Consider the following 20,942-nt stretch of genomic DNA (forward strand, 5'->3'; position numbering starts at 1 on the left):
GACTCAGGAAGGACGGCACCGGGTGAAGGGTGTGCAGCTCAACATGGCCGCCGGGATCCGCGAGTTCGGCCGGGCCACGCCCGGCCGGGTCGCGGTCGTCGACGGCGACCACGCCGTGACGTTCGGCGCGCTCGACGAGCGCTCCAACCGGCTCGCGTCCGCGACGCTCGCGCACGGCATCGCCCCCGGTGAGCGGATCGCGGTGCTGAGCAACAACCGCTACGAGTACTTCGAGATATCGGCGGCGATGGCCAAGGCCGGCATCCCGACCGTGCCGTTGAACACGAAGAACAACAGCTCGGACAACGCCTACATCCTCGCCCACTCCCGGGCGAGGGGGATCATCCTGGCCGACGAGCTGGCCGGCAACGTCGACGGCCTGCTCGACGACCTGCCGCTCGTGCTCAGCTTCGCCGGCGAGGTCGGCCAGCGGTACGAGACGTTCCTGGGACAGGGCCGCGCGGTCGATCCGCAGGTCCCCGTCGACGAACTCGACCCGTTCTGCGTCACCTACACCTCCGGCACGACCGGGCGGCCCAAGGGCGTCCTGCTGACCCACCGGGGACGGGTCCTCACCGCGTTCGGAGTCGGGCTGGACTACGGGCTCGGCCCCAACCGCAGCACGATCGCCGTCGCACCGATGTACCACGGCGCGGGGTTCGCGTTCGCCTACACCGCCCCGATGCTCGGCGGCTCGTGCAGCGTGCTGCCGACCTGGGATCCGGAGCGGCTGTTGGACCTGATGGCCTCCAGTCGCGCCTCCACGGTGTTCCTGGTACCCACGCACGCCCAGCACCTCCGCCGGTTCTGCGAGGAGCCGGCCGCCCGGTACGACCTGTCGGCGCTGCGGACGCTCTACTTCAACGCCGCCGCGTTGCCGGTCGCGCTGAAGGAGTGGGTGATCGCCGCGTTCCCCGGCGTCGACGTGCACGAGCTGTACGGCTCGACCGAGTGCTCCATCGTCACCAACCTGCGCCCCGAGTTCGCCCTGGAACGGGCCGGCAGTGTCGGGCATCCCTGGTTCTGGAACGAGATCCGGCTCAAGGACGACGACGGCAACGAGGTCTCCCCGGGTGAGCCCGGCGAGCTGTTCGCCCGCTCGCCGCTGCTGCTGGCCGGGTACCTCGACGACGAGGAGGCCACCCGGGCCGGATACGACGCCGACGGGTTCTTCTCCGTCGGCGACGTGGCCGTGCGCGATGAGGAGGGCTTCATCACCATCTTCGATCGAAAGAACGACATGATCATCGCGGGCGGGGTGAACATCTTCCCGCGCGAGATCGAGGAGGTCATCGCCCGCCACCAGCCGGTCGACGAGGTCGCCGTCATCGGTGTGCCCGACGAGGTGTACGGCGAGCGCATCGCCGCGTTCGTGGTGGGCCGCCCGGGGACGCGGATCGACGTCGGAGCCCTGGAGGGCCACGTCCGGCAGCACGTGGCGCGCTACAAGGTGCCCCGCGAGTGGCACGTCGTCGACGCGTTGCCGCGTAATCCGAGCGGCAAGATCCTCAAGCGGATGATCCGCGACGGGTACCTCGCGCGTCGTCAGAAGGAGATTGGCTGATGGGGCTCAAGCAAGGCTGGACCGGGCGGTTCTTCGAGGACTTCGAGATCGGAGACGTCTACCAGCATCCCCTGGGACGCACCGTCACGGAGACCGACAACACCTGGTTCACGCTGCTGACCATGAACACCAACGAGATGCACTTCAACGCCGAGTACGCCGCACGGTCGGAGTTCGGCAAGCCGCTCGTGGTGTCGACACTCACGGTGGCCATCGCGGTCGGGCAGAGCGTCACCGACCTGACCCAGAACGCGTTCGCGAACCTCGGCTGGGACGAGATCCGGATGACCCACCCGGTGTTCGCCGGTGACACGCTCTACAGCGAGTCACTCGTGCTGGAGAAGCGCGAGTCCGCGTCCCGCCCGCATGCCGGCATCGTCACGGTGCGCACCCGCACGCTGAACCAGCACGGCGACGAGGTCTGCTCCTTCAAGCGCACGTTCTATGTGTACCGCCGGGGCGCCGAACAGCTGGAAAACCTCTTCCCGGTGGGGAAGTCCCCACTTTCCCTCGACGGCGACAGCAAGGAAACGGCATGAGGCTCACGTACCAGCCGTGGGGGGAGACGCTCGCGGAGCTGGCCGACGCCGGGCGCCGGGCGGAACGCGCGGGCGCCGAGGTGCTGTGGGCCTCGGAGCTGCACCGCAGCGCGACCGGCACCGCCGCGGCCCTGGCCGGGGCGACGTCGACCGCACGGATCGGCACCTCGATCATCCTGGCGTTCACCCGCAGCCCGATGATCACCGCGCTGGAGGCGCTCGACCTGGACGAGCTGTCCGGCGGCCGGTTCGTGATCGGCCTCGGCTCCGGGGTGCGCCGGCTCAACGAGCAATGGCACAACGTGCCGTTCGGCAAGCCGGTCGGTCACCTGCGCGAGACGGTCCACAACATCCGGCTGTTCTGGGACGCCTGCACCACCGGCGCCGAGATCCGGGCCGACGGCGAGTTCGAGCCGATGCACATCCGCGGTTACGAGCGGCCGTACGCCGTTCCGGAGCGGCCGATCCCGGTGTACCTGGCCGCGATGGGCCCGCTGATGACCCGGCTGGCCGGCGAGATCGGCGACGGCTGGATCAGCCACGAGCTGTGCTCACCGGGGTACCTGCGGGAGCACATCCTGCCCGACCTCACGCTCGGCATCGACCGCGCGGACGGCAAAACGCGCCACGACGTCGACGTCGTCGTCTCCGCGTGCTGCTCGGTGGCCGCCGACCCCGCGCTCGCCCGCCGCCGCGCCGCCGGTGTGGTCGGCTTCTACGCCACGGTCCGCACCTACGCCGACTTCTTCGCGTTCCACGGCCTCGCCGAGGACCAGCAGGCCGTCATCGACGCGTTCCGGGCCGGTGCCGGAGCGGACCACCTCGCGGGCAGCGTCAGCGACCGGATGGTCGACGCGCTCACCATGTCCGGCACCCACGACGACGTCGCCGCCCGGATCGCGGCCTATGACGGCATCGCCGACACCGTGAAGCTGAGCCCGCCGACCCACGGGCTGCCGGCCGTCGAGATCCGCGCGGCCCAGGACGAGATCATCGCGCTGATCGGTGAGCTGACGGGAGCGACCACGTGAGACCGCTGGAGGACCTGCGCATCATCGCGGTCGAGCAGTACGGCGCCGGGCCGTTCGGCAGCGTGCACCTGGCCGACCTCGGCGCCCAGGTCATCAAGATCGAGGACCCGCAGGCCGGCGGCGACGTCGGCCGGTACGTGCCGCCGTACGCCGAGGACGAGGACTCGCTCTTCTTCGAGACGTTCAACCGCAACAAGCGCAGCATCTCCCTCGACCTGAACACCGCCGCCGGGCGCGACGTCTTCGAACAACTCGTCGCGGTCTCCGACGTCGTCTACTCCAACCTGCGCGGGGACGTGCCGGAGAAACTGCGCATCCGGTACGACGACCTCAAGCACCTCAACCCGCGCATCGTGTGCGTGTCGCTGACCGGGTTCGGGATGACCGGGCCCCGCAAGCAGGAACCCGGCTACGACTACGTGTTGCAGGGTCTCGCCGGCTGGATGGAGCTGACCGGTGAGCCGGATGGACCGCCCACCAAGTCCGGACTGTCACTGGTGGACTACTCGGGCGGCTTCGTGGCCGCGATCTCGCTGCTGGCCGGGGTGCACGCCGCCCGCCGCGACGGCGTCGGGATGGACTGCGACGTCAGCCTCTACGACACCGCGGTGTCGATGCTGACCTATCCCGCGACGTGGCACCTGAACGCCGGGTTCCAGCCGGTCCGCACACACCACTCGGCCCACCCGTCGCTCGTGCCGTTCCAGGCGTTCGAGGCCAAGGACGGCTGGATGGTCGTCGGCTGCGCGAAGGAGAAGTTCTGGGCCCGGCTGTGCCAGATCGTCGGCCACCCGGAGTGGGCCGAGGCCGGCTCGCCGTACGCGACCTTCGCCGGCCGGCGGGAGCACAGCGCCGACCTGGTGCCCCGGTTGGAGGCGATCTTCCGGCAGAAGACCGTCGACGACTGGCTCACGCAGCTCTACGCCGGGTCGATCCCGTGCGGCCCGATCAACGACGTCGGCGCGGCCCTGGTGGACGAGCACACCGCCGCCCGGAACCTCGTGGTCACCACCGACCACCCCCGCTACGGCGAGGTACGGCAGCTCGCGTCCCCGGTGCGGGTCGGCGACGAGACGCCCACCTACCGCCGGGCACCGCAGCGCAACGAGGACCTCGCACTCGTCACCGAGGAGATCCTGGGCCTGGACGCGTCTCAGGTGGTGGCGCTGCGGGCGGCCGGCGCGTTCGGCGATGCCGAGCCGGCACACGGCGCGAACACCCCCGACACCCCCGACACCCCTGACAGCCTCGACACAACAGCCACGTCACGATGATCGCCGAGGAGCTTGCCGAGTGGGGCACGGGCCACGTCGAAGTGCCGGCCGCGGTCCGGGCCGCAGCGCTGCGGCACCTGCTCGACGGGGTCGGAACGGCGCTGGGTGGGCTGAGCGCCAGCCCCATGACGGGGGAGCCCGGTGAGCCGTCGCCGATACCGGCCGTCGTCGTCGCCCGGGAACTCGGCGGGCCTCCGGAGGCGACGATCATCGGGTCGCGGGGCCGGGTCGGTGCGCCGGCCGCCGCGCTCGCCAACGGCACCCTCGTGCACGCACTGGACTTCGACGACACCCACGCTGGCGGCCTCGTGCACGCCACAGCCGTGGTGCTGCCGGCCGCGTTCGCCGTCGGCGAGCACGTCGGCGCGCCTGGCCGGGCCGTGATCGAGGCCGCCGTCGTCGGCTACGAAACCGTGTGCCGGGTCGCCGCCGCCGCGTCGCACGGATTCCACGCCCGCGGGCTGCACGCCACGATGGTGGCCGGCGTGTTCTCCTCGGCGATCGTCGCGTCCCGGCTGCTCGGCCTCGACGCCGCGCGGACGACCGACGCGCTCGGCATCGCCGGCAGCCAGGCCGGCGGGCTCCTCGCGTTCCTGCACAGTGGAGCCTCGACGAAGCAGCTGCACCCGGGATTCGCCGGGCACGCCGGCATCCTCGCCGCCCGGCTGGCCGCGGCCGGGGCCGGCGGCCCGGCGAACGTCCTCGACGGCCCGCACGGTGTCTACGACGCACTGGCCGCCGGCGCGGTCGACCTCGCGTCCATCACCGCCGAGCTCGGCACACGCTGGGAGACCACCCGGATCGGCATCAAGCCGTACCCGGCGTGCCAACTCTCCCACGCCGCGATCGACGCGGTCCGCGACGCGGTGCGCCGCGGCGGTGTCCGTTCCGGCGACGTCGCCGCGATCGACGTCGACGTGCACCCCGACTCGGTGCCCACGGTCTGCGACACCCGGCGGGACCTGGCGCGACCGGCGTCGCCGTACGCGGCGAAGTTCTCGCTGCCGTGGAGCATCGCCGCCGCCGTCGTCGACGGTGACCTGACCACCGCAACGTACGAGCCGGACTCGCTCGGCCGACCCGAGGTGGAACGCGTTGCCCGGCTGGTGCGTTGGCACGTTGCCCCCACCGGCGGCCCCGCAGCCGACGCGCCCGGCACCGCCCGCATCACGCTCGTCGACGGCTCGGCCGTTCCCGGCAGCGTGCCACGCAGCGCGGGCGGCCCGGACAACCCGCTGACCGACGAGCAGCTCGTCGCGAAGTTCCACAGCAACGCCGGTGGCGACACCACAGACGTCGTCGACCTGCTGTCCCGTCTCGACGAGCTGGACACCATCGAACCGCTCATGGCGGCGCTGGCCGCCGCCGGTACAGGCAGGGACCGCCCGTGACACCACACGCCATCAAACCGCCCTCCTTCCGCTGGTTCCCGTACGACGGCTTCACGTTCTGCCTCGGCCTCGCCGAAGGCGACGCGGCCTGGACCTCCGGCCACACCTCCGCCGCGTTCGACGAGGCCGTCGGCAGGATGACGGTCACCGGGGACATGGCGGCGCAGGCGCGCACCGCGTACGAGAAGGTGCTGACGATCCTGGCGGCCGCCGGGTTCGGGCCGCAGGACGTCACCCGGGTCACCGAGAACGTGACGGTCGCCGGGCTCGCCGAGTACGAGGCGGCCGCAGCGGTCCGGCGGGAGGTCTTCGGCGACCACGAGCCCGTGCTGCGGACGGTCGTCGTCGAGCGGCTCGTGCGGCGTACCGCGCTGCTGGAGGTCGAGCTGCACGCGGTCCGCGGCGGCGGCGAGGTGCTGGTCGCCAGCGAACCCCGGCAGGCCGGCACCTGGCGGGCCGCCACCGTGGGCACCGGCCACGACGGCGCGGTGTACCTGCCGACGATGCTCCCGCTCGACGCCACCGGCGCGGTGGTCCACCCCGGCGACTTCGCCGCCCAGTACGCCTACTGCCTGGACCGGGCGGGAGACCTGCTCAAGGCGGCCGGGCTCTCCCTCGACGCGGTGGTCACGACCTACGACTACTCGACCCCGGCGACCCGCGACGTCTACCGCCGTACGCACCGGGTGCGCAGGGAACGCCTCGGTGGCGCCGGTGTCTACCCGGGCGCGGGCGGCATCCTGATGAGCCGGCTGCACCACCCGGACGCCCTCGTCGCGATCGACGTCACCGCCTCCCGGCACCGGTTGGAGCTGGTCAACCCGGGCTGGTCGCGCTACGACACGCTCACCTACGCCCCCGGGGTCAGGGCCGGCCGGACCCTGTACATGTCCGGGTTCGCGGCGCTGGACATGCAGACGCAGCAGGCCCTGCACCCCGGCGACATCGTGGCGCAGGCCGAGGCGACGTACGGCGCGATCCTGCACCTGCTGCGCCACGCCGGCCTCGGACCGGAGCACCTGCTGGAGACGACCGAGTACTGCGTCGAGTCCGCGCTGCCGGCGTACCGGGGCGTGGCCGGCGTGCGGGAACGACTGCTCAGCGCGCCCTGGCCGGCGTCGACCGGGGCGATCTGCAAGGCCCTGCTGCGCCCCGAGTTCCTGTTCGAGGTATTCCCGACGGCGGTGTATCCGAACATCAGCGGAGCGGAGGAGACGGCGTGAGCCTGCTGACCGACGACCTGCGCGCCCTGTTGGGCACGCGGAAGGTCTACACCGCGCCGGAACCGCTCGGCGCCGCGGCCGGCCGGTACTTCGGCCTGGCCATCGGTGACGACAACCCGCTGTATTCGGACCCCGGGTTCGCCCGCGCGCAGGGCCTGCCGGGCGTGACCGCTCCGCCGACGCTCATCTGCGAGACCAACCAGTACGCGAACCTCCCGATGGACGGCGACGGCTACGCCGGACACTCCTGGCACCTCGATGTCCCCGGCACCCGCCAGGTGCGCGGCGGCAACAGCTACACGTTCCACCGCCGGGTACGCCCCGACGACGTCATCACCGCGACCTGGGAGATCCACGACCTGACCGAGAAGCAGACCCGCACCGGCGCGGACATGCTCGTGGTCTCCTCGCGCGCGACGTACACCAACCACGACGGCGAGCTGCTCGCCGTCAACGAGGAGACGATCATCCTGGTCAGCCTGGACGGTGCCGCATGACATCCCGGGTGCCACCGAACGTCGGGGATGCGCTGCCCGCGCTGGAGCGCACCATCACGCTCACCGACATGGTCGCCTACGCCGGTGCCACCTGGGACTGGTACCGCCTGCACTTCGACCCCGAGTTCGTGGCCGCCGCGCGGGTCCCGGGCCCGGTCGTGGACGGGCAGGTGTTCGGGGCGCTCTTCGTCGAGCTGCTCCAGGACACGCTCGGCCCGCGCTGCTTCGTGCACGAGCTGTCGTTCACGTTCCGCAACCTGATGTTCGCCGGCGAGACGGTCCGGTGCGAGGGCACGGTGGTCGAGGTCGGTGCCGACCGCATCCGGGTGGACCTCTCCGCCACGATCCTGGCCAGCGAGTACGGCCCGCAACGGCCCGCCGCCCGCCCTGCCCACGCGACGGTGCTGCTGGGCACGGCCGACGGGCCGGGCGCCCGGTGACCGGCGTTGCGATCGTCGGTGCGGCCGAGTGCGACCTCGGCAGCACCGGGAAGTCCACGCTCACGCTTCAGACCCAGGCCGTCACACGGGCGCTCGCCGACGCCGGGCTCACCCTCGCCGACGTCGACGGACTGGCCACCACCGGAGTGTCCCGCTTCTCCACCACACAGCTCGCCGAGTACCTCGGGCTGCGGCCCCGCTGGGTCGACTCGACGTTCGTCGGCGGGTCGGCCGCCGAGATGATGGTCGCCCGCGCCACGCAGGCGATCGACGCCGGCCAGGCTTCCACCGTGGTCATCAGCTTCGCGTCGAACCAGCGCTCCGCGCGCTCGCGCAGCCTTGGCGGGATCGTCGAGGAGCACACCCCGGAGGCCCAGTTCGAGGCGCCGTACGGCCCGCTGTACCCGCTGTCGTACTACGCGATGGCGGCGCAACAGTACTTCCACCGGTACGGCGGCACGCGGGAGAAGCTGGCCGAGATCGCGGTCGCCGCCAGGCAGTGGGCGCTGCTCAACCCGGCCGCGTTCCGCTACGACGCCGGGCCGCTGACCGTCGACGACGTGCTCGCCGCGCCGATGGTCTCCAGCCCGTTGACCGTCGCCGACTGCTGCCTGGTGACCGACGGCGGCGGGGCGGTCGTGCTCACCACGCTCGACCGGGCCCGCGACCTGCGGCACCCGCCGGTGCGGGTCCTCGGGTACGGCGAACGGTCGACGAACACGTCGATGACCGCCGTCGAGGACCTGACGGTCACCGGTGCGCGCGAGTCGGGTCGGGAGGCGTTCGCCCGGGCCGGCATCACACCCTCCGACGTGGACGTGCTGGAGGTTTACGACTCGTTCACCATCACCGCCGCGCTCAGCATCGAGGCGCTGGGCTTCTGCGGACCGGGGGAGGTGCTCGACTTCATCCAGGACGGCCGGATCCGTCCCGGCGGCGAGCTGGCGTTGAACACCTCCGGCGGCGGCCTGTCGTACTGCCATCCCGGTCAGTACGGGGTGCTGCTGTTGGTGGAGGCGGTCCGCCAACTGCGCGGCGAGGCGGGAGCCCGGCAGGTGCCCGACGCCCGGGTGGCCGTGGCGCACGGCACCGGCGGGATCCTGTCCACGCACGCGACGGTCGTGCTGGGGGTGCGGTGATGCACGTACCGCCGCCCGACGACGTGACGGCCGGCTGGTGGGACGCCACCCGGGAGCACCGCTACACGCTGCAGTCCTGCGGGTCCTGCGGGCACGTCCAGCATCCGCCGCGTGCGCTGTGCACCGCCTGCTCGTCGATGGTGGATCTCGGGTTCGTCGAGGCGTCCGGCCACGGCGTCGTGGACACGTTCACCGTGGTGCACCGGGCACCCGTGCCGGAGGCTGCCGTGCCGTACACGATCGCACGGATCCGGCTCGCCGAGGGACCAGTCGTGCTGTCCACCCTCGAAGGGCAGGACTGGCGGATCGGCGACCCGGTCCGTGTCGGTTGGCTCGACCTCGACGACGGCCGGGCGCTGCCGGTCTTCCACCGCTGACGGAGGCTATCCATGGACTTCACGCTCACCGAGGAGCAACAGGACTTCCGTGCCCTGCTCCGCACGTTCGTCGACCGGGAGATCATCCCGGTCGCGCGCGAGTGGGAGCAAACCGGGCGGTACCCGACGGAGATCGTGCGGGGGATGGCCGAGATGGGGCTGTTCGGCATCACCGTGCCGGAACAGTACGGCGGCCTCGACCTCGACCCGGTCTCGTTCGCGCTGGTGTTCGAGGAACTCGCTCGCGGCTGGATGGGCATCGCCGGCATCCTCGGCAGCCACTCCCTGGCCTGCCGGATGATCGCCGTGCACGGCACCGAGGAGCAGAAGCAGGCATACCTGCCCGACCTCGCCACCGGCGCCCGGCGGACCGGCATCGGCCTCACCGAGCCGGACGCCGGCACCGACCTGCAGGGCATCCGCACCACCGCCCGCCTCGACGGCGACCACTACGTCGTCAACGGCACCAAAATGTGGATCACCAACGCGCGGTACGCCGACCCCCTGCCGGTGCTGGTCAAGACCGACCCGCACGCCACGCCCACGCACACCGGCATGAGCGTGCTGCTCGTCGACGCGACGCTGGACGGCTTCCAGGTCCTGCGGGACATCCCGAAGCTCGGCTACAAGGGCACCGAGTCCTGCGAGATCCTCCTCGACAACGTGCGGGTACCGAAGGGCCGGTTGCTCGGCGGCGTCGAGGGCGTCGGCCTCAAGCAGGCGTTGTCCGCCCTGGAGTGGGGCCGGGTCAACATCGCCGCCCGGTCGGTCGGCATCGCGCAGCGCGCCCACGACGAGGCGCTGGCCTACGCCCGGCAGCGCAAGGCGTTCGGCAAGCCCATCGCCGAGTTCCAGGCGATCCAGCTCAAGCTCGCCACCATCGCGATCCAGCTCCAGGCCGCCCGCCTGATGGCGTACTGGGCTGCCGACGCGGTCCGGCGCGGTCGCGCCGACGGGCAGACCGGGATGGCCAAGGTGTTCTGCTCGGAGGTCGCCCTGGAGGCCGCGATCGACGCGATGAAGGTGCACGGCGGCTACGGCTACTCCACCGAGTTCGAGGTCGAACGCCTCTACCGGGACTCGATCCTGATGAGCATCGGCGAGGGCACGAACGACATCCTCCGGACCGTCGTCGCGAAGGCGCTCGTACGCGGCGAGGTGACCGTCTGATATGCCCCTGATCCTCACTGGACGTTTCGGACAGACATGAGAAAGCCGCGGGGCGGGGCACCGACGGGCTCATCGTCGACTTCGCGGCAGGGAAGCTTCAGCTGGTCGAAGCCGACGGCCAGCGAGCCATGTGCCGGGCAGACTCTCCGGCGTCCAGGTCGGGCTCAGGTGGGAAAACCGCCCGCCCGGAGCAGAGCGCCGGGGAGTTGCTTGCCGAGTCTCCGTTCCAGCCAGGAGACGGCCGAGGTGAGTTCCTCCAAATTCAGGCCGGTGGGCCGCCCCAAGCGGTCGAAGAGGTAGACGAGATCCTCGGTGGCGACGTTTCCGGTCGCCGCCGGTGCGAACGGGCAACCGCCTGTTCCGCCGATGCTGGCGTCGAGGGTGGTGACGCCCGCTTGGACTGCCGCGACCGCGTTGGCCACGCCGGTGTGTCGGGTGTCGTGCAGGTGCAGCCGCAGCGGTGTCCGGGATTGCGTGATCTCCCGAGCGAGCGTCAGCCGTTCGGTGACGTCGGAGGGTACGGCCACTCCGATGGTGTCGGCGAGGGCCAGTTCGTCCGGACCTGTATCCCGCACCCGGGTGAGTACCTCCCGCAGCTGGTTCGGCGGGACCTCGCCTTCGAACGGGCATCCGAACGAGGCACCCACGGTCACCGTCGTGAACACCCCTGCCTCGCGAGCCGCCTGCACAAGTACTGCGGCCGTGTCACAGGCGTGGGCGGTGGTCATGCCCTGGTTGCGGCCGCAGAAGGTGTCCGTGGCCACGACGACGACGTTGATCTCGTCGACGCCCGCGGCCAGAGCCCGGTCCAGGCCGCGGCGGTTCATCACCAGGCCCGCGTACCGGACGCCGTCGTGGCGGGGGAGCGCGGCCATCAACTCGTCCGCATCCGCCATCTGAGGAACGCGGGCGGGGTTGACGAAGCTGGTCACCTCCACTCGCCGGGCTCCCGCGCGTACCGCCCGCTCGACGAGTTCTACCTTGTCGCCGGTGGTGAGCAGCGTCGCCTCGTTCTGCAGGCCGTCGCGGGGCGAGACCTCGACGATGTCGATCATGGTTGTCATCGCTCCTCCGACAGGTACGCGACGGCCCTGGCCTCGCTGATCACCTCGGCGTACTTGGCTTGCAGGTCATACAGGCTCGCCTCGTGCGGACCGGTGGCGCGGTCCGCTACCGCTTCGGAAACCACCAGCGGGACGAGACCGTGCTGGATCGCGTCCACCGCGGTGGCGCGGATGCAACCGCTCGTGCTCACGCCGACCAGCACGACGGTGTCGATGCGCTCCGCGCGCAGAGTGGACGCCAGCGACGTGCCGAAGAAGGCGCTGGCGTACTGCTTGACCAGCACCAGTTCATCCTCGGCGGGGGAGACCTGCGGCATTAGCTCACCCATCGCGCCGCCGCCGGAGAAGAGTTGCCGAAGGGCGGTGACCTTCCGGACGAACAGGCCTCCGTCGACCCCGCCGGGCCCGTACGCGACTCGGGTGTGCAGCACGGGAACCCGGTGGTCGCGGGCCGAGGCGATGACCCGGCCAGCCGACCGCAGGCAGTCCGCGGACGGCAGGCACAGTGGGCTGGCCGGGTCGAAGTAGGCCCGCATCAGGTCGATGACGAGCACGGCGGGACGGGCACCGGGCGGGAGCGTGCCCCCGAATCCGTCGTCGCCGCTGTCCGACACGTGGGTCATCGGGCGACAGGCGGGCGAGGAGCAGGAAGACCGGTCTCCTCCAGGCACCGCTCCAGGATGGTCTCCATCGGCGGCCCCATGTCGAACGTGGGCAGCGGGTCCGGGCGTCCGTGGCGCAGCTCGGCCCGTACCCCCTCGGTGGCCGCGACGTCGACGGTGCCGGCCTCGTCGCAGACGACGCCGAAGCGGCGGGCGCCTTCGGGGGTGACCAGGCCCCGGCGGACCTCGAGGCCGACGAGTTCCGGATCGCGGGCGAGCGGGTCACCCCATCCGCCACCACCCCAGGTGACGAAGTGCAGCACGTCCCCGGGCGCCACGGGGACGTCGTGGACCTTGCTGCCCAGGATCTCGGTGCCGCCGTCGGCACGTTCGAGCCACTTGCGGCCGCGGGCGCCGGGCTCGCCGCCGTTGACCCCCCACGGGTACGTGAGCCAGCGGTCGTCGTGGATCGCGATCGTGCCGGCCTCCAGGAACCGGTACGCCACGTCGACGCCGTTCCCGCCGCGGTGGAGCCCGGCGCCACCGGTGTCCGCGATGGTCTCCCAGCGTTCGATCCGCAGGGGGTAGTAGGACTCCAGGTACTCGCACGGGATGTTGACGAACGACGGCCACAGTGAGTGGCCGTCCGGGCCGTCCCCCAGCGGCCGGCCGGGAATCCCGCCGAATCCGATCGAGTACAGCTGGAACCACTCGCCCTTGCGCTCACCGGGCCCGTAGGTGCCCGAATACATGAAGTGCGGCGACGATGAGAAGCCGGCGGCGTTGAGCAGCCCGGGGTTCGTCTGACCGAGCAGGCCACCGAACAGGTCGAAGACGCGACCGATGCCGTGGTTGCGCGCGTTGAGGGCGGCCGGGTACGCGGGCTTCCAGAACGAGTCGTCGGGGATCGTGACGTCGACCAGCGGATAGAAGCCGTCGTTCCAGAGGATCTGCGGATCGGCCACGGTGATCATGTAGATCCCGAAGAACATTCGGACGAGGTTCTCGTTGATGTAGTAGTTGATCGGGCCCTGCGCCTGCGGGCTGCTGCCGGTGAAGTCCAGCAGCACCTTCTCACCGGTACGGGTCAGACTGAGCCTGAGCTCGTAGGGGCCGTAGCCGAGGCCGTCGTCGCAGATGTAGTCGGTGAACGACAGCGTCTCGCCTTCTCTGAAGACCGCTGCGAGCAGGGTCTTCATCGCCCGGTAGTTGCGGTCCAGGAGTTGGTCGAGCGCGGAGTTGTAGGTGTCCACCCCGAACCGGGCGCACATCTCCTGGACCCGCCGGGAAGCCGTCCGGCACGCCGCGACGATCCCGTTGAGGTCGGCACGGTTCCAGTCGGGCTTCCGCACCTGGTTGAGGATGATCCGCAGAGCGTCCTCGGCCAGCTCTCCCTTCTTGTACAGCTTGAAGGGCGGGATCACCACGCCCTCCTCGAAGATGGTGCGGGCATCCGTCGGCATCGACGCCGGCGTCTTGCCGCCGACGTCGGACATGTGCCCGAACATCGCCGCCCAGCCCACGATCCGGCCCTCGAAGAAGATGGGCAGCACCACGAGCCAGTCGTTCGCGTGACTGATCGCCGCGCCGCAGGAGTACGGGTCCGACGTCAGGAGGACGTCGCCCTCCTCGATGTCGCCGTCGAAGTTATCCAGGAAGTCGGGGATGGACAGTCCGAACTGTCCCACCATCATCTTTCCGGCCGGGTTGGCGATCAACGGGAACTCGTCGTGCTGTTCACGGATCCCCGGCGACAGCGCGGTCCGGAAGAGCACCTCGTCCATCTCGTAGCGGGCGTTGCGCAGCCCGTTCTCGATCAGGTCGATGGTGACCACGTCGACATCCACGGAGCGAAGTGGTCCGGTAGCGGTCTCGATGAGGCGTGCCATGGTCAGTTCTCCCGGTGGGTGTCGACGGGGCGGATGAGGAGGCTGCCGCTCGGATGCACCGCCGCCGTGTGCCCAGGCAGCACGAGCGTGGTGGAGTCCATCTCGGTGATGATCGCCGGACCGGGCACGACGTTGCCCGCTCGCAGCAGGGACCGGTCGTAGATTCCCGCTTCCACCTCGGCGCCCTCGACCCAGATGCGATGGTGGGCCCGCAGGGCGGGGCTCGGGTCCGCGTCACCGTGCTCAAGTTCGGGCGCGGCGACCTGGGGCCGGGGACCGTGCGCGGTGGCCCGGACGGTCACCAACTCGTGTTCGGCATCGAGAACGAAGGAGAACAGTCGCTGGTGATCGGCGTCGAACGCCGACCGCAGCGCCGCGAGCCCGCCGCCGGTCCCGTCGAAGGCGTCGACGTCCACCACCACCGGGATCTCGAAACCCTGTCCGTGGTAGCGCAGGTCGGCGGAGTAGACGACGTGCTGCTCCTCCTCAGGGACGCCCTGCTCGCTGAGCGTGGAGCACGCCTTGCTCGCGAGTTCGGTGAGTACCGCGCGAAGGCTCTCGTCGGTCATCTCGTTGAAGCGGCGCACCAACGTCCGCACCGACTCGTCGCGCAGATTGGTCGTCGCGTCGCCGTAGGCGCACAGCACTCCCGGCGACGGCGGAATGATCACCGGCCAGGCCCCGGTCAGTCTGCCGAGAGCGTTGGCGTGCAACGGGCCGGCGCCACCGAAGGCCACCAGCGCGTAATCGCGCGGGTCGAAGCCCTGCTGCACCGACACCAGCCGCAACGCCCCGAACATGTTCTCGTTGACGATGTCGATGATGCCCGCGGCGGCGGCCTCGACCGACTCCAACCCGGTGGCGTCGGCGATCGACTTCACCGCCGCTCGTGCCGCCGCACGGTCCAGCGTGATCTCGCCACCGGCCAGATCGGTGGGCAGGTAGCCGAGCACCACGTTCGCGTCGGTCACCGTCGGCTGCTCACCGCCCGCCGCGTACGCGGCCGGACCGGGTGCGGCACCGGCCGACTGCGGCCCTACCCGGAGCGCCTGAGTCAGCGGCGGTACGTGGGCGATGGATCCGCCGCCGGCACCCACGGTTCGTACGTCGACGGAGGTGGCGCGGACCTTGAGGTCCCCGACTGTGGTCTCCCGACCCACCCGCGGCGTAAGCCCCTGTACCAGGGCGACGTCGGTGGACGTGCCGCCCATGTCGAAGGTCAGGAAGTCCGGGTAGCCAGCCTGCTCCGCCACCCAGGTCGCGCCGGTAACCCCGCCGGCAGGGCCGGACAGTAGCAGGTTCACCGGGTTGTCCGCGGCGACGGCCGCGGAGACCAGGCCACCGTCGCTGCGCAGGATGCAGAGCCGGCCGTCCACCCCGGACTCGCGCAGCTGCGCCTCAAGGTTGGCAACGTAGCGCGCCACCTGCGGCTGCACGGCCGCGTTCGCCACGGTGGTGATGGTCCGCTCGTACTCGCGAAGCTCCGGCAACACCGAGGACGACAGCGACACCGGTACGCCCGGAAGCTCCTCGGCGGACAACTCGGCCACCCGGCGCTCGTGCTGCGGGTTGGCGTAAGAGTTGATCAGGCTGATGCTCAACGCCTCGATGCCCTGCGCGTGGAGCTTGCGCAGCTTCGTGCGGACGTCAGCCTCGTCGAGTTCGGTCACCACCGCGCCGTCGGCGCCGATCCTGCCGACGACCTCCACGGTGTCCTCCAGCGCCGCCAGCGGCTCCGGCTTCGGCCAGATGATCCAGCCGGCCAGGCCACCTGGCACGAAGGAACGGGCGATCTGGAGCACCTGCCGGAATCCATCGGTGGTGACCAGCCCAACCCGGGCGCCCTTGCCCTCGAGGATCGCGTTCGTGGCGACCGTGGTGCCGTGGAACACCTCAGTGATCTCCGACATGCGCACGCCGGCGGCCTCGCAGGCCCGCTCGATGCCACGCAGGACCCCGATGGACTGGTCCTCGGGCGTGGAGGAGGTCTTGGCCCGGTAGGTCTTTCCGGTCGCCTCGTCGATCAGCAGGATGTCGGTGAACGTTCCGCCTACGTCCACGCCGAGTCGGTAGGTCATGGTTCCTCCCTCAGATGACGCCGGCATTACGCAGCGACGCCATCGCGTCGTCGCCGAGCCCCAGCAGGTCGCGATAGATGTCCTCGTTGTGTTCACCGAGCTCGGGGCCGACGTGCCGGACCCGGCCCGGGCTGTCAGAGAGCTTGGGTACGACGTTGTGCATGGCGAACTCCCCGAGACCGGGGTGGGTCAGCCGGACTATCGCCTCCCGCGAGGCGAAGTGCGGGTCCTCGAGCATGTCCCGGGCCCTGAAGATGCGGCCTGCCGGAACGCCCTGGGCGTGCAGCCGTTCGAGTAGATCGTCGGCCGCGAGCGTCGAGCTCCATTTGGCGACCAGGCCGTCCAGCTGCTCCATCCACTGGCCTCGGGCGCCGTGGGTGGCGTACTTCTCGTCGGTGGCCAGCTCCACCTGCCCCATCGCCTCGGCGAGCCGGCGGAAGACTGTGTCCTGGTTTGCCGCGATCAGCACCATCTCGCCGTCGGCCGTCGGGTAGGCGTTGCTCGGGGACACGTTCGGAAGGGTCGTTCCGGTCCGCTCCCGCTGGTAGCCGGCGATCTGGTACTCGGGGATGAGGGACTCCATCATCGCCAGCACGGCCTCGTAGATGGCCGAGTCCACCACCTGGCCTCGACCGGTACGTCCGCGCTGGTGCAGCGCCACCAGGGTGCCCAGGCAGGCGAACGTCGCCGCCAGCGAATCTCCCAGAGAGACGCCGGCCCGGGCCGGAGGGCGATCGGGGTCGCCGGTCACGTACCGAATTCCGCCCATCGCCTCGCCGATCGATCCGTATCCGGCACGTGACGAGTACGGGCCCGTCTGCCCGAAGCCGGTCACGCGGGTGACGATCAGGCCGGGGTTGATCTCCCACAGCCGCTCCGGGGCCAACCCCCAGCGCTCCAACGTGCCGGGCCGAAAGTTCTCGATCAACACGTCGGCCCGCGCGATGAGCTGACGTACCAGATCCTGACCCTGCTCGGTCCGCAGGTTCGCGGTCACGGACTTCTTGTTCCGCGCCACCACCGGCCACCAGAGCGACTTGCCGTACGGCTTCTCGCGCCCCCACTGCCGCATGGGGTCGCCCTGACCCGGGTCCTCGACCTTGATCACCTCGGCGCCGAAGTCACCCAGGAGTTGACCGCAGAACGGCCCTGCCAGCAGCTGCCCGAGCTCGATCACCCGGATGTCGTCAAGCGGCAGTGGAGTGCTCATAAGCTCCTCAATCAAGGTCTCTTTGCATGCAATTCACGACTATGTGTCTCTCGTTACAGCATGCTCGTGCTGGGAAAGTAGGCCCCGGCTCCTCGGGTGTCAATGGACTGCAGGGAGATTGCATACAACCCGCCGTGTTGTTACGGTGCCGAGCATCATGAGTGACCACACGCCACTGCGGGAGGCCGACAACGGCCACGCCGCCGACGATGCCTATCGGCTGATCCGGGAACAGATCCTGTCCGGGCAACGGTCGGCCGGCGCGTGGCTCCGTGAGGGCGAGTTGGCCGAGTCGATCGGGGTGAGTCGGACGCCCGTCCGGGAGGCGCTCAGACGGCTGACCGCGGAGGGTTTGGTCCGCCACGAACGCAACCGTGGCGTGCAGGTCCAGGCGTGGAGCATCCACGATCTCGACGAAATCTTCAGCCTGCGGTCCGTGCTCGAGCCGTGGGGCTGCCGACTGGCGGCGACCACGGGAACCATCGACGTGGACGCGCTCGACGCGCTGGCCCACCGGATGGACGAGGTAGCGCCGGACGGACGACCGACCGATGTGGACGAGCTCACCGAGCTGAACAACCGGTTCCACCGGATGATCCTCGAGGCGTCCGACAACAGCCGACTGACTGGTGTCGTCTCCTCGGTGATCCAGATGCCGCTCGTCTGGCGTACCTTCTCCCGCTACAGCCCGGCCGCGCTGCGCCGTAGCCTCGCTCACCACCACGAGCTGGTGGCGGCCCTGGCCGCGCCCGACCCCGACTGGGCGGAGTCCGTTATGCGCAGCCACGTACGCGCGGCATGGCATTCCATCCGGCTGCGAGAGGGCGGCGACCGGGCGTCCGGCCCGGAACTGCCGAACCAGGTCAGCACAACCGCAGGTCACCCGCCGCTCTGATCGTGTGGTCGGGTTCAGCGATCGCGCGAATGGGCTTCGACACACGCGACGTGGTCCAGGGCACGGGCTGAACTCCTGCTCAACCGAGTCGGCCGTCGCCGTGGTGTGCGCTGGCGCGGATCACCCCGGTGGCGGCGCTGATCCGCTCGGGCGGCGAATCCGGCCGGTACTCCATCGCGCCGGCGGCACCGAGCTGGAACTGGTTCCACAGCACGTTGGCGAACCCCTTGGCGATCTTGTGTTCGCACTGCGGGTTCGGGTGCAGACAGCTTGGCGTTGTACGCGCTGATCTTGCTGCCCAGATCCGGTTGCGCGTCCAGCGGTGTGCGTTGCGGGACGGTGGCGACCAGGATGCGGACGTCGGGCCTGCCGGCTCGGGCATTGGCGATCAGGCTACGCATGTCGGCGATCAGCCCATCCGGGTTGGACACAACCCAGCCCAGAGCCCTACTGCATCTCCTGTTCCTTCTTGTCCTGTTGGTCAACGTAATTGGGAGGTGGCGGTGATCTTCGTTGGTCATACTGGTGCCTATGAAGCTTGCTGAGGCTCTTGCGTTGCGCGCAGATGCGGCGCGTCGCGCCGAACAACTCCGTGCCCGCATCGTCGCCAGCGCGCGGTTCCAGGAGGGTGAGACGCCTGCGGAGGACGCTGCGGCTCTCCTTGGGGAGGTCGGCGAGGTGCTCGGTGAACTGGAGGCGCTGATCCGACGAATCAACCGCACCAACGCCGCCACCGGGGTTGACGGTGGCACACTCACCGACGCTCTGGCACGGCGCGACGTGCTTCGCTTGCGGCACGGCGTGGTCACCTCTGCCGCCGATGCCGCTGTCGGGGAGGGCCAGCGAGGGTTTCGGCAGTTGCGGTCGGAGCTGAAGATGATTCCGGCCCTGCCGGTGGCGCAACTGCGTAGCCAGGCCGACGACCTAGCCCGGCAACTTCGCGAGGTCGACACCCTGATCCAGCGGACGAACTGGGAGGTCGACCTGCTGGACTGACGACAGGTTGCGGAGCAGGTAGCCGACGTGGAGGCGTGCACGACCCGGGAGCCGGCGGTATTCCGGCTCACTCCTGGCGCGCCGAGGGCAGGCGTAGGGGTTCGACTCCCTGGCATACATCGCATGCCCAGCACAGGACACAGGTGACGGCGCACAGGGCACGGCACACTACCGGGTGCAGATCCACGACGGTGAGGGTGGGACAGGGGACTTCCGCAACCCGTACTGGTACAGCTCTTTCGCTACAACGTTCAACGCCCGTACTGATCTGCCGCCGTCCGCGCATCGTGAGCAACCGACTGGCGGGTGGCGACGCGCGCACGTTAGCCGTTGAACTGTTCCCATTCGAGGCGGGAGCGTAGGGGTCGCAGGGCTGAGCGTTGCCGGCTGCCGATGCTCAGCCAGATGCCGCTCTCGCCATAGTCGACGGCTATGGCGACCAGGCCGGGAGCTGTCCAATGGCGCGTCGGGTCGCCCGGTACCCGCATCGGCTGCAGCGCGACAGGAACCAGATCCTCGACGAACCGGTCCAGCGCCTCCGTGGTGACCGTGGCGGAACCGGTGAACGGTGAGGTGCTCACCGCTTCGTTGAGGGCGAACTGTAGCAGGAAGCCGCTGAGGCGTTCCCGCTCGCGCAGCCGCTCCGGGCCGCCGTCGTACCAAACGACCGGATCGTCGTCGGTGGGGTCGATCAACGCCACCCAGACGCCCTGATTCTCGGCCGCGAAGACCACCAGCGGCTCGTCGTCCAGGTACTCGATTCTGTCGAGCGGCTTTATGAAGTCCTGCCGGCCGAGGATCTCCGAGCGGCCAGCGGCGATGTCGTGGAAGGCCAGCAACGAGGCCGGAAGCGTCATAGCCGCGTGTTGGGGTGTGGCCGGCGGCACCGGCACATCGGCGTACCAAGCGGTCAGAAAGGAACGCAGAGCCCGAGTCAGGTCCTGCGGCACATTGTCCAGCCAGTCGATACCGGGCACCGGCAGCGTCGGTGTCGGCCGCACCCTGTCCAGCAGTCCGGGGAGAAGTCGCTCGCCCCAGGTCAGTTCAGCGAACGTAAGTGACCCCTGTTCCCCCGTGTACGGGTTCATCCCACGGTAGATGCTCCTGGCTTGGTAGAGCTCACCGAGAGCCAGGCAGCCATCGGCCATCTTGACAAAGCCCAGAAGCGGCCGATTGAACTCGTTCTTCGAACTTATCCACTGAGTCGCCGCACTGGGCAACGGCTCCCGCAGCACCAGCGTGTTCGCATTGTCCACAGCGTTGCCGTGGGGCCGGTCTCCGGCGTCAACGATCACGACCAGAGCGTCGGCCCCGTACGCGAAGGTGACCCCGTCACCATGCACGACCTCGACGTTCGAGCCGGCAGCATCCACCGCCACCCGCTCCGGGACAACCGACCATCCCTCGATCACCGGGCGAGTATAGGAGCCCGGATCGAACAAGCTGGTCCGCCAGCTCGATCGGCCTGAGCCGCTGCGGTACGTCTAGGTGGATAGCGCAGTGGTGGCGGAGGCCGGCGTCGGCACCGCGTATGAGCACCATCCGCGGCGGCATCGGGGTGCG

General features: G+C 70.0%; 20 protein-coding genes. 13 read left to right on the plus strand and 7 right to left on the minus strand.

Going from position 1 to position 20,942, the window contains the following annotated elements; all coding sequences use genetic code 11:
• The first annotated feature begins 22 nt into the window (after positions 1-22).
• The 11 genes from ACLQ23_RS28175 to ACLQ23_RS28225 are packed head-to-tail and all read left to right on the plus strand — an operon-like array spanning position 23 to position 10,645.
• Complete coding sequence (locus tag ACLQ23_RS28175) at positions 23-1,564, plus strand: class I adenylate-forming enzyme family protein (RefSeq protein ID WP_355597650.1); 1,542 nt, start codon at positions 23-25, stop codon at positions 1,562-1,564.
• The gene (locus ACLQ23_RS28180; RefSeq protein ID WP_088947019.1) at positions 1,564-2,103 is read left to right on the plus strand and encodes a MaoC family dehydratase; all 540 of its coding nucleotides are present in this window, start codon (positions 1,564-1,566) and stop codon (positions 2,101-2,103) included. Before ACLQ23_RS28175 ends, ACLQ23_RS28180 begins: the two co-directional genes overlap by 1 nt.
• Positions 2,100-3,134: an LLM class flavin-dependent oxidoreductase gene (locus ACLQ23_RS28185; protein ID WP_355597648.1), complete on the plus strand. Its 1,035-nt coding sequence runs from the start codon at positions 2,100-2,102 to the stop codon at positions 3,132-3,134. The genes ACLQ23_RS28180 and ACLQ23_RS28185 overlap by 4 nt, the downstream gene beginning before the upstream one ends.
• Positions 3,131-4,408, plus strand: coding sequence for a CaiB/BaiF CoA transferase family protein (locus tag ACLQ23_RS28190; protein ID WP_355597646.1), 1,278 nt, complete (start codon positions 3,131-3,133; stop codon positions 4,406-4,408). The genes ACLQ23_RS28185 and ACLQ23_RS28190 overlap by 4 nt, the downstream gene beginning before the upstream one ends.
• The gene (locus ACLQ23_RS28195) at positions 4,405-5,799 is read left to right on the plus strand and encodes an MmgE/PrpD family protein (RefSeq protein ID WP_425736003.1); all 1,395 of its coding nucleotides are present in this window, start codon (positions 4,405-4,407) and stop codon (positions 5,797-5,799) included. The genes ACLQ23_RS28190 and ACLQ23_RS28195 overlap by 4 nt, the downstream gene beginning before the upstream one ends.
• Positions 5,796-7,022, plus strand: a complete 1,227-nt coding sequence (locus ACLQ23_RS28200; RefSeq protein WP_355597642.1) for a RidA family protein — start codon at positions 5,796-5,798, stop codon at positions 7,020-7,022. Before ACLQ23_RS28195 ends, ACLQ23_RS28200 begins: the two co-directional genes overlap by 4 nt.
• Positions 7,019-7,519, plus strand: coding sequence for an FAS1-like dehydratase domain-containing protein (locus tag ACLQ23_RS28205; RefSeq protein WP_355597640.1), 501 nt, complete (start codon positions 7,019-7,021; stop codon positions 7,517-7,519). The genes ACLQ23_RS28200 and ACLQ23_RS28205 overlap by 4 nt, the downstream gene beginning before the upstream one ends.
• Positions 7,516-7,959 (plus strand): MaoC/PaaZ C-terminal domain-containing protein, encoded by a 444-nt coding sequence (locus ACLQ23_RS28210; RefSeq protein ID WP_355597638.1) that lies wholly within the window; start codon positions 7,516-7,518, stop codon positions 7,957-7,959. The genes ACLQ23_RS28205 and ACLQ23_RS28210 overlap by 4 nt, the downstream gene beginning before the upstream one ends.
• Positions 7,956-9,098 (plus strand): acetyl-CoA acetyltransferase, encoded by a 1,143-nt coding sequence (locus ACLQ23_RS28215; protein WP_355597636.1) that lies wholly within the window; start codon positions 7,956-7,958, stop codon positions 9,096-9,098. The genes ACLQ23_RS28210 and ACLQ23_RS28215 overlap by 4 nt, the downstream gene beginning before the upstream one ends.
• Complete coding sequence (locus tag ACLQ23_RS28220; protein WP_355597634.1) at positions 9,098-9,475, plus strand: Zn-ribbon domain-containing OB-fold protein; 378 nt, start codon at positions 9,098-9,100, stop codon at positions 9,473-9,475. Before ACLQ23_RS28215 ends, ACLQ23_RS28220 begins: the two co-directional genes overlap by 1 nt.
• Before the next feature lie 12 nt (positions 9,476-9,487).
• Entirely contained in the window at positions 9,488-10,645 is a 1,158-nt protein-coding gene (locus ACLQ23_RS28225) for an acyl-CoA dehydrogenase family protein (protein WP_355597632.1), read from the plus strand.
• Positions 10,646-10,809: 164 nt separating this feature from the next.
• Here ACLQ23_RS28225 and ACLQ23_RS28230 read toward each other — a convergent pair whose 3' ends face one another.
• The 5 genes from ACLQ23_RS28230 to ACLQ23_RS28250 are packed head-to-tail and all read right to left on the minus strand — an operon-like array spanning position 10,810 to position 17,488.
• The gene (locus tag ACLQ23_RS28230) at positions 10,810-11,709 is read right to left on the minus strand and encodes a hydroxymethylglutaryl-CoA lyase (RefSeq protein WP_355597630.1); all 900 of its coding nucleotides are present in this window, start codon (positions 11,707-11,709) and stop codon (positions 10,810-10,812) included.
• Positions 11,706-12,332, minus strand: coding sequence for an isochorismatase family protein (locus ACLQ23_RS28235; protein WP_355597628.1), 627 nt, complete (start codon positions 12,330-12,332; stop codon positions 11,706-11,708). The genes ACLQ23_RS28230 and ACLQ23_RS28235 overlap by 4 nt, the downstream gene beginning before the upstream one ends.
• Positions 12,329-14,200, minus strand: a complete 1,872-nt coding sequence (locus ACLQ23_RS28240) for a hydantoinase B/oxoprolinase family protein (RefSeq protein ID WP_355597626.1) — start codon at positions 14,198-14,200, stop codon at positions 12,329-12,331. The genes ACLQ23_RS28235 and ACLQ23_RS28240 overlap by 4 nt, the downstream gene beginning before the upstream one ends.
• 2 nt (positions 14,201-14,202) lie before the next feature.
• On the minus strand, positions 14,203-16,278 hold the full coding sequence (locus ACLQ23_RS28245; RefSeq protein WP_355597625.1) for a hydantoinase/oxoprolinase family protein: 2,076 nt from the start codon (positions 16,276-16,278) through the stop codon (positions 14,203-14,205).
• Between the two features lie 10 nt (positions 16,279-16,288).
• Positions 16,289-17,488: a CaiB/BaiF CoA transferase family protein gene (locus ACLQ23_RS28250; RefSeq protein WP_355593224.1), complete on the minus strand. Its 1,200-nt coding sequence runs from the start codon at positions 17,486-17,488 to the stop codon at positions 16,289-16,291.
• A gap of 157 nt (positions 17,489-17,645) precedes the next feature.
• On the opposite strand from ACLQ23_RS28250, the gene ACLQ23_RS28255 reads away from it, so the two are divergent.
• Positions 17,646-18,383 carry a GntR family transcriptional regulator gene (locus ACLQ23_RS28255; RefSeq protein WP_355593226.1) on the plus strand — a complete coding sequence of 246 codons (738 nt, stop codon included), beginning with the start codon at positions 17,646-17,648 and terminating at the stop codon, positions 18,381-18,383.
• 79 nt (positions 18,384-18,462) lie between these two features.
• Here the strand turns inward: ACLQ23_RS28255 and ACLQ23_RS28260 are convergent, their stop codons facing one another.
• Positions 18,463-18,765, minus strand: coding sequence for a hypothetical protein (locus ACLQ23_RS28260; protein WP_355593228.1), 303 nt, complete (start codon positions 18,763-18,765; stop codon positions 18,463-18,465).
• 149 nt (positions 18,766-18,914) lie between these two features.
• On the opposite strand from ACLQ23_RS28260, the gene ACLQ23_RS28265 reads away from it, so the two are divergent.
• The gene (locus tag ACLQ23_RS28265) at positions 18,915-19,379 is read left to right on the plus strand and encodes a DIP1984 family protein (RefSeq protein ID WP_355628152.1); all 465 of its coding nucleotides are present in this window, start codon (positions 18,915-18,917) and stop codon (positions 19,377-19,379) included.
• A gap of 323 nt (positions 19,380-19,702) precedes the next feature.
• Here the strand turns inward: ACLQ23_RS28265 and ACLQ23_RS28270 are convergent, their stop codons facing one another.
• The gene (locus ACLQ23_RS28270; RefSeq protein ID WP_355593232.1) at positions 19,703-20,791 is read right to left on the minus strand and encodes a hypothetical protein; all 1,089 of its coding nucleotides are present in this window, start codon (positions 20,789-20,791) and stop codon (positions 19,703-19,705) included.
• Positions 20,792-20,942: the final 151 nt, after the last annotated feature.

This window comes from Micromonospora sp. DT41 (genome assembly GCF_049841715.1).
In the GTDB taxonomy this organism is placed as follows: Bacteria; Actinomycetota; Actinomycetes; order Mycobacteriales; family Micromonosporaceae; genus Micromonospora; species Micromonospora profundi.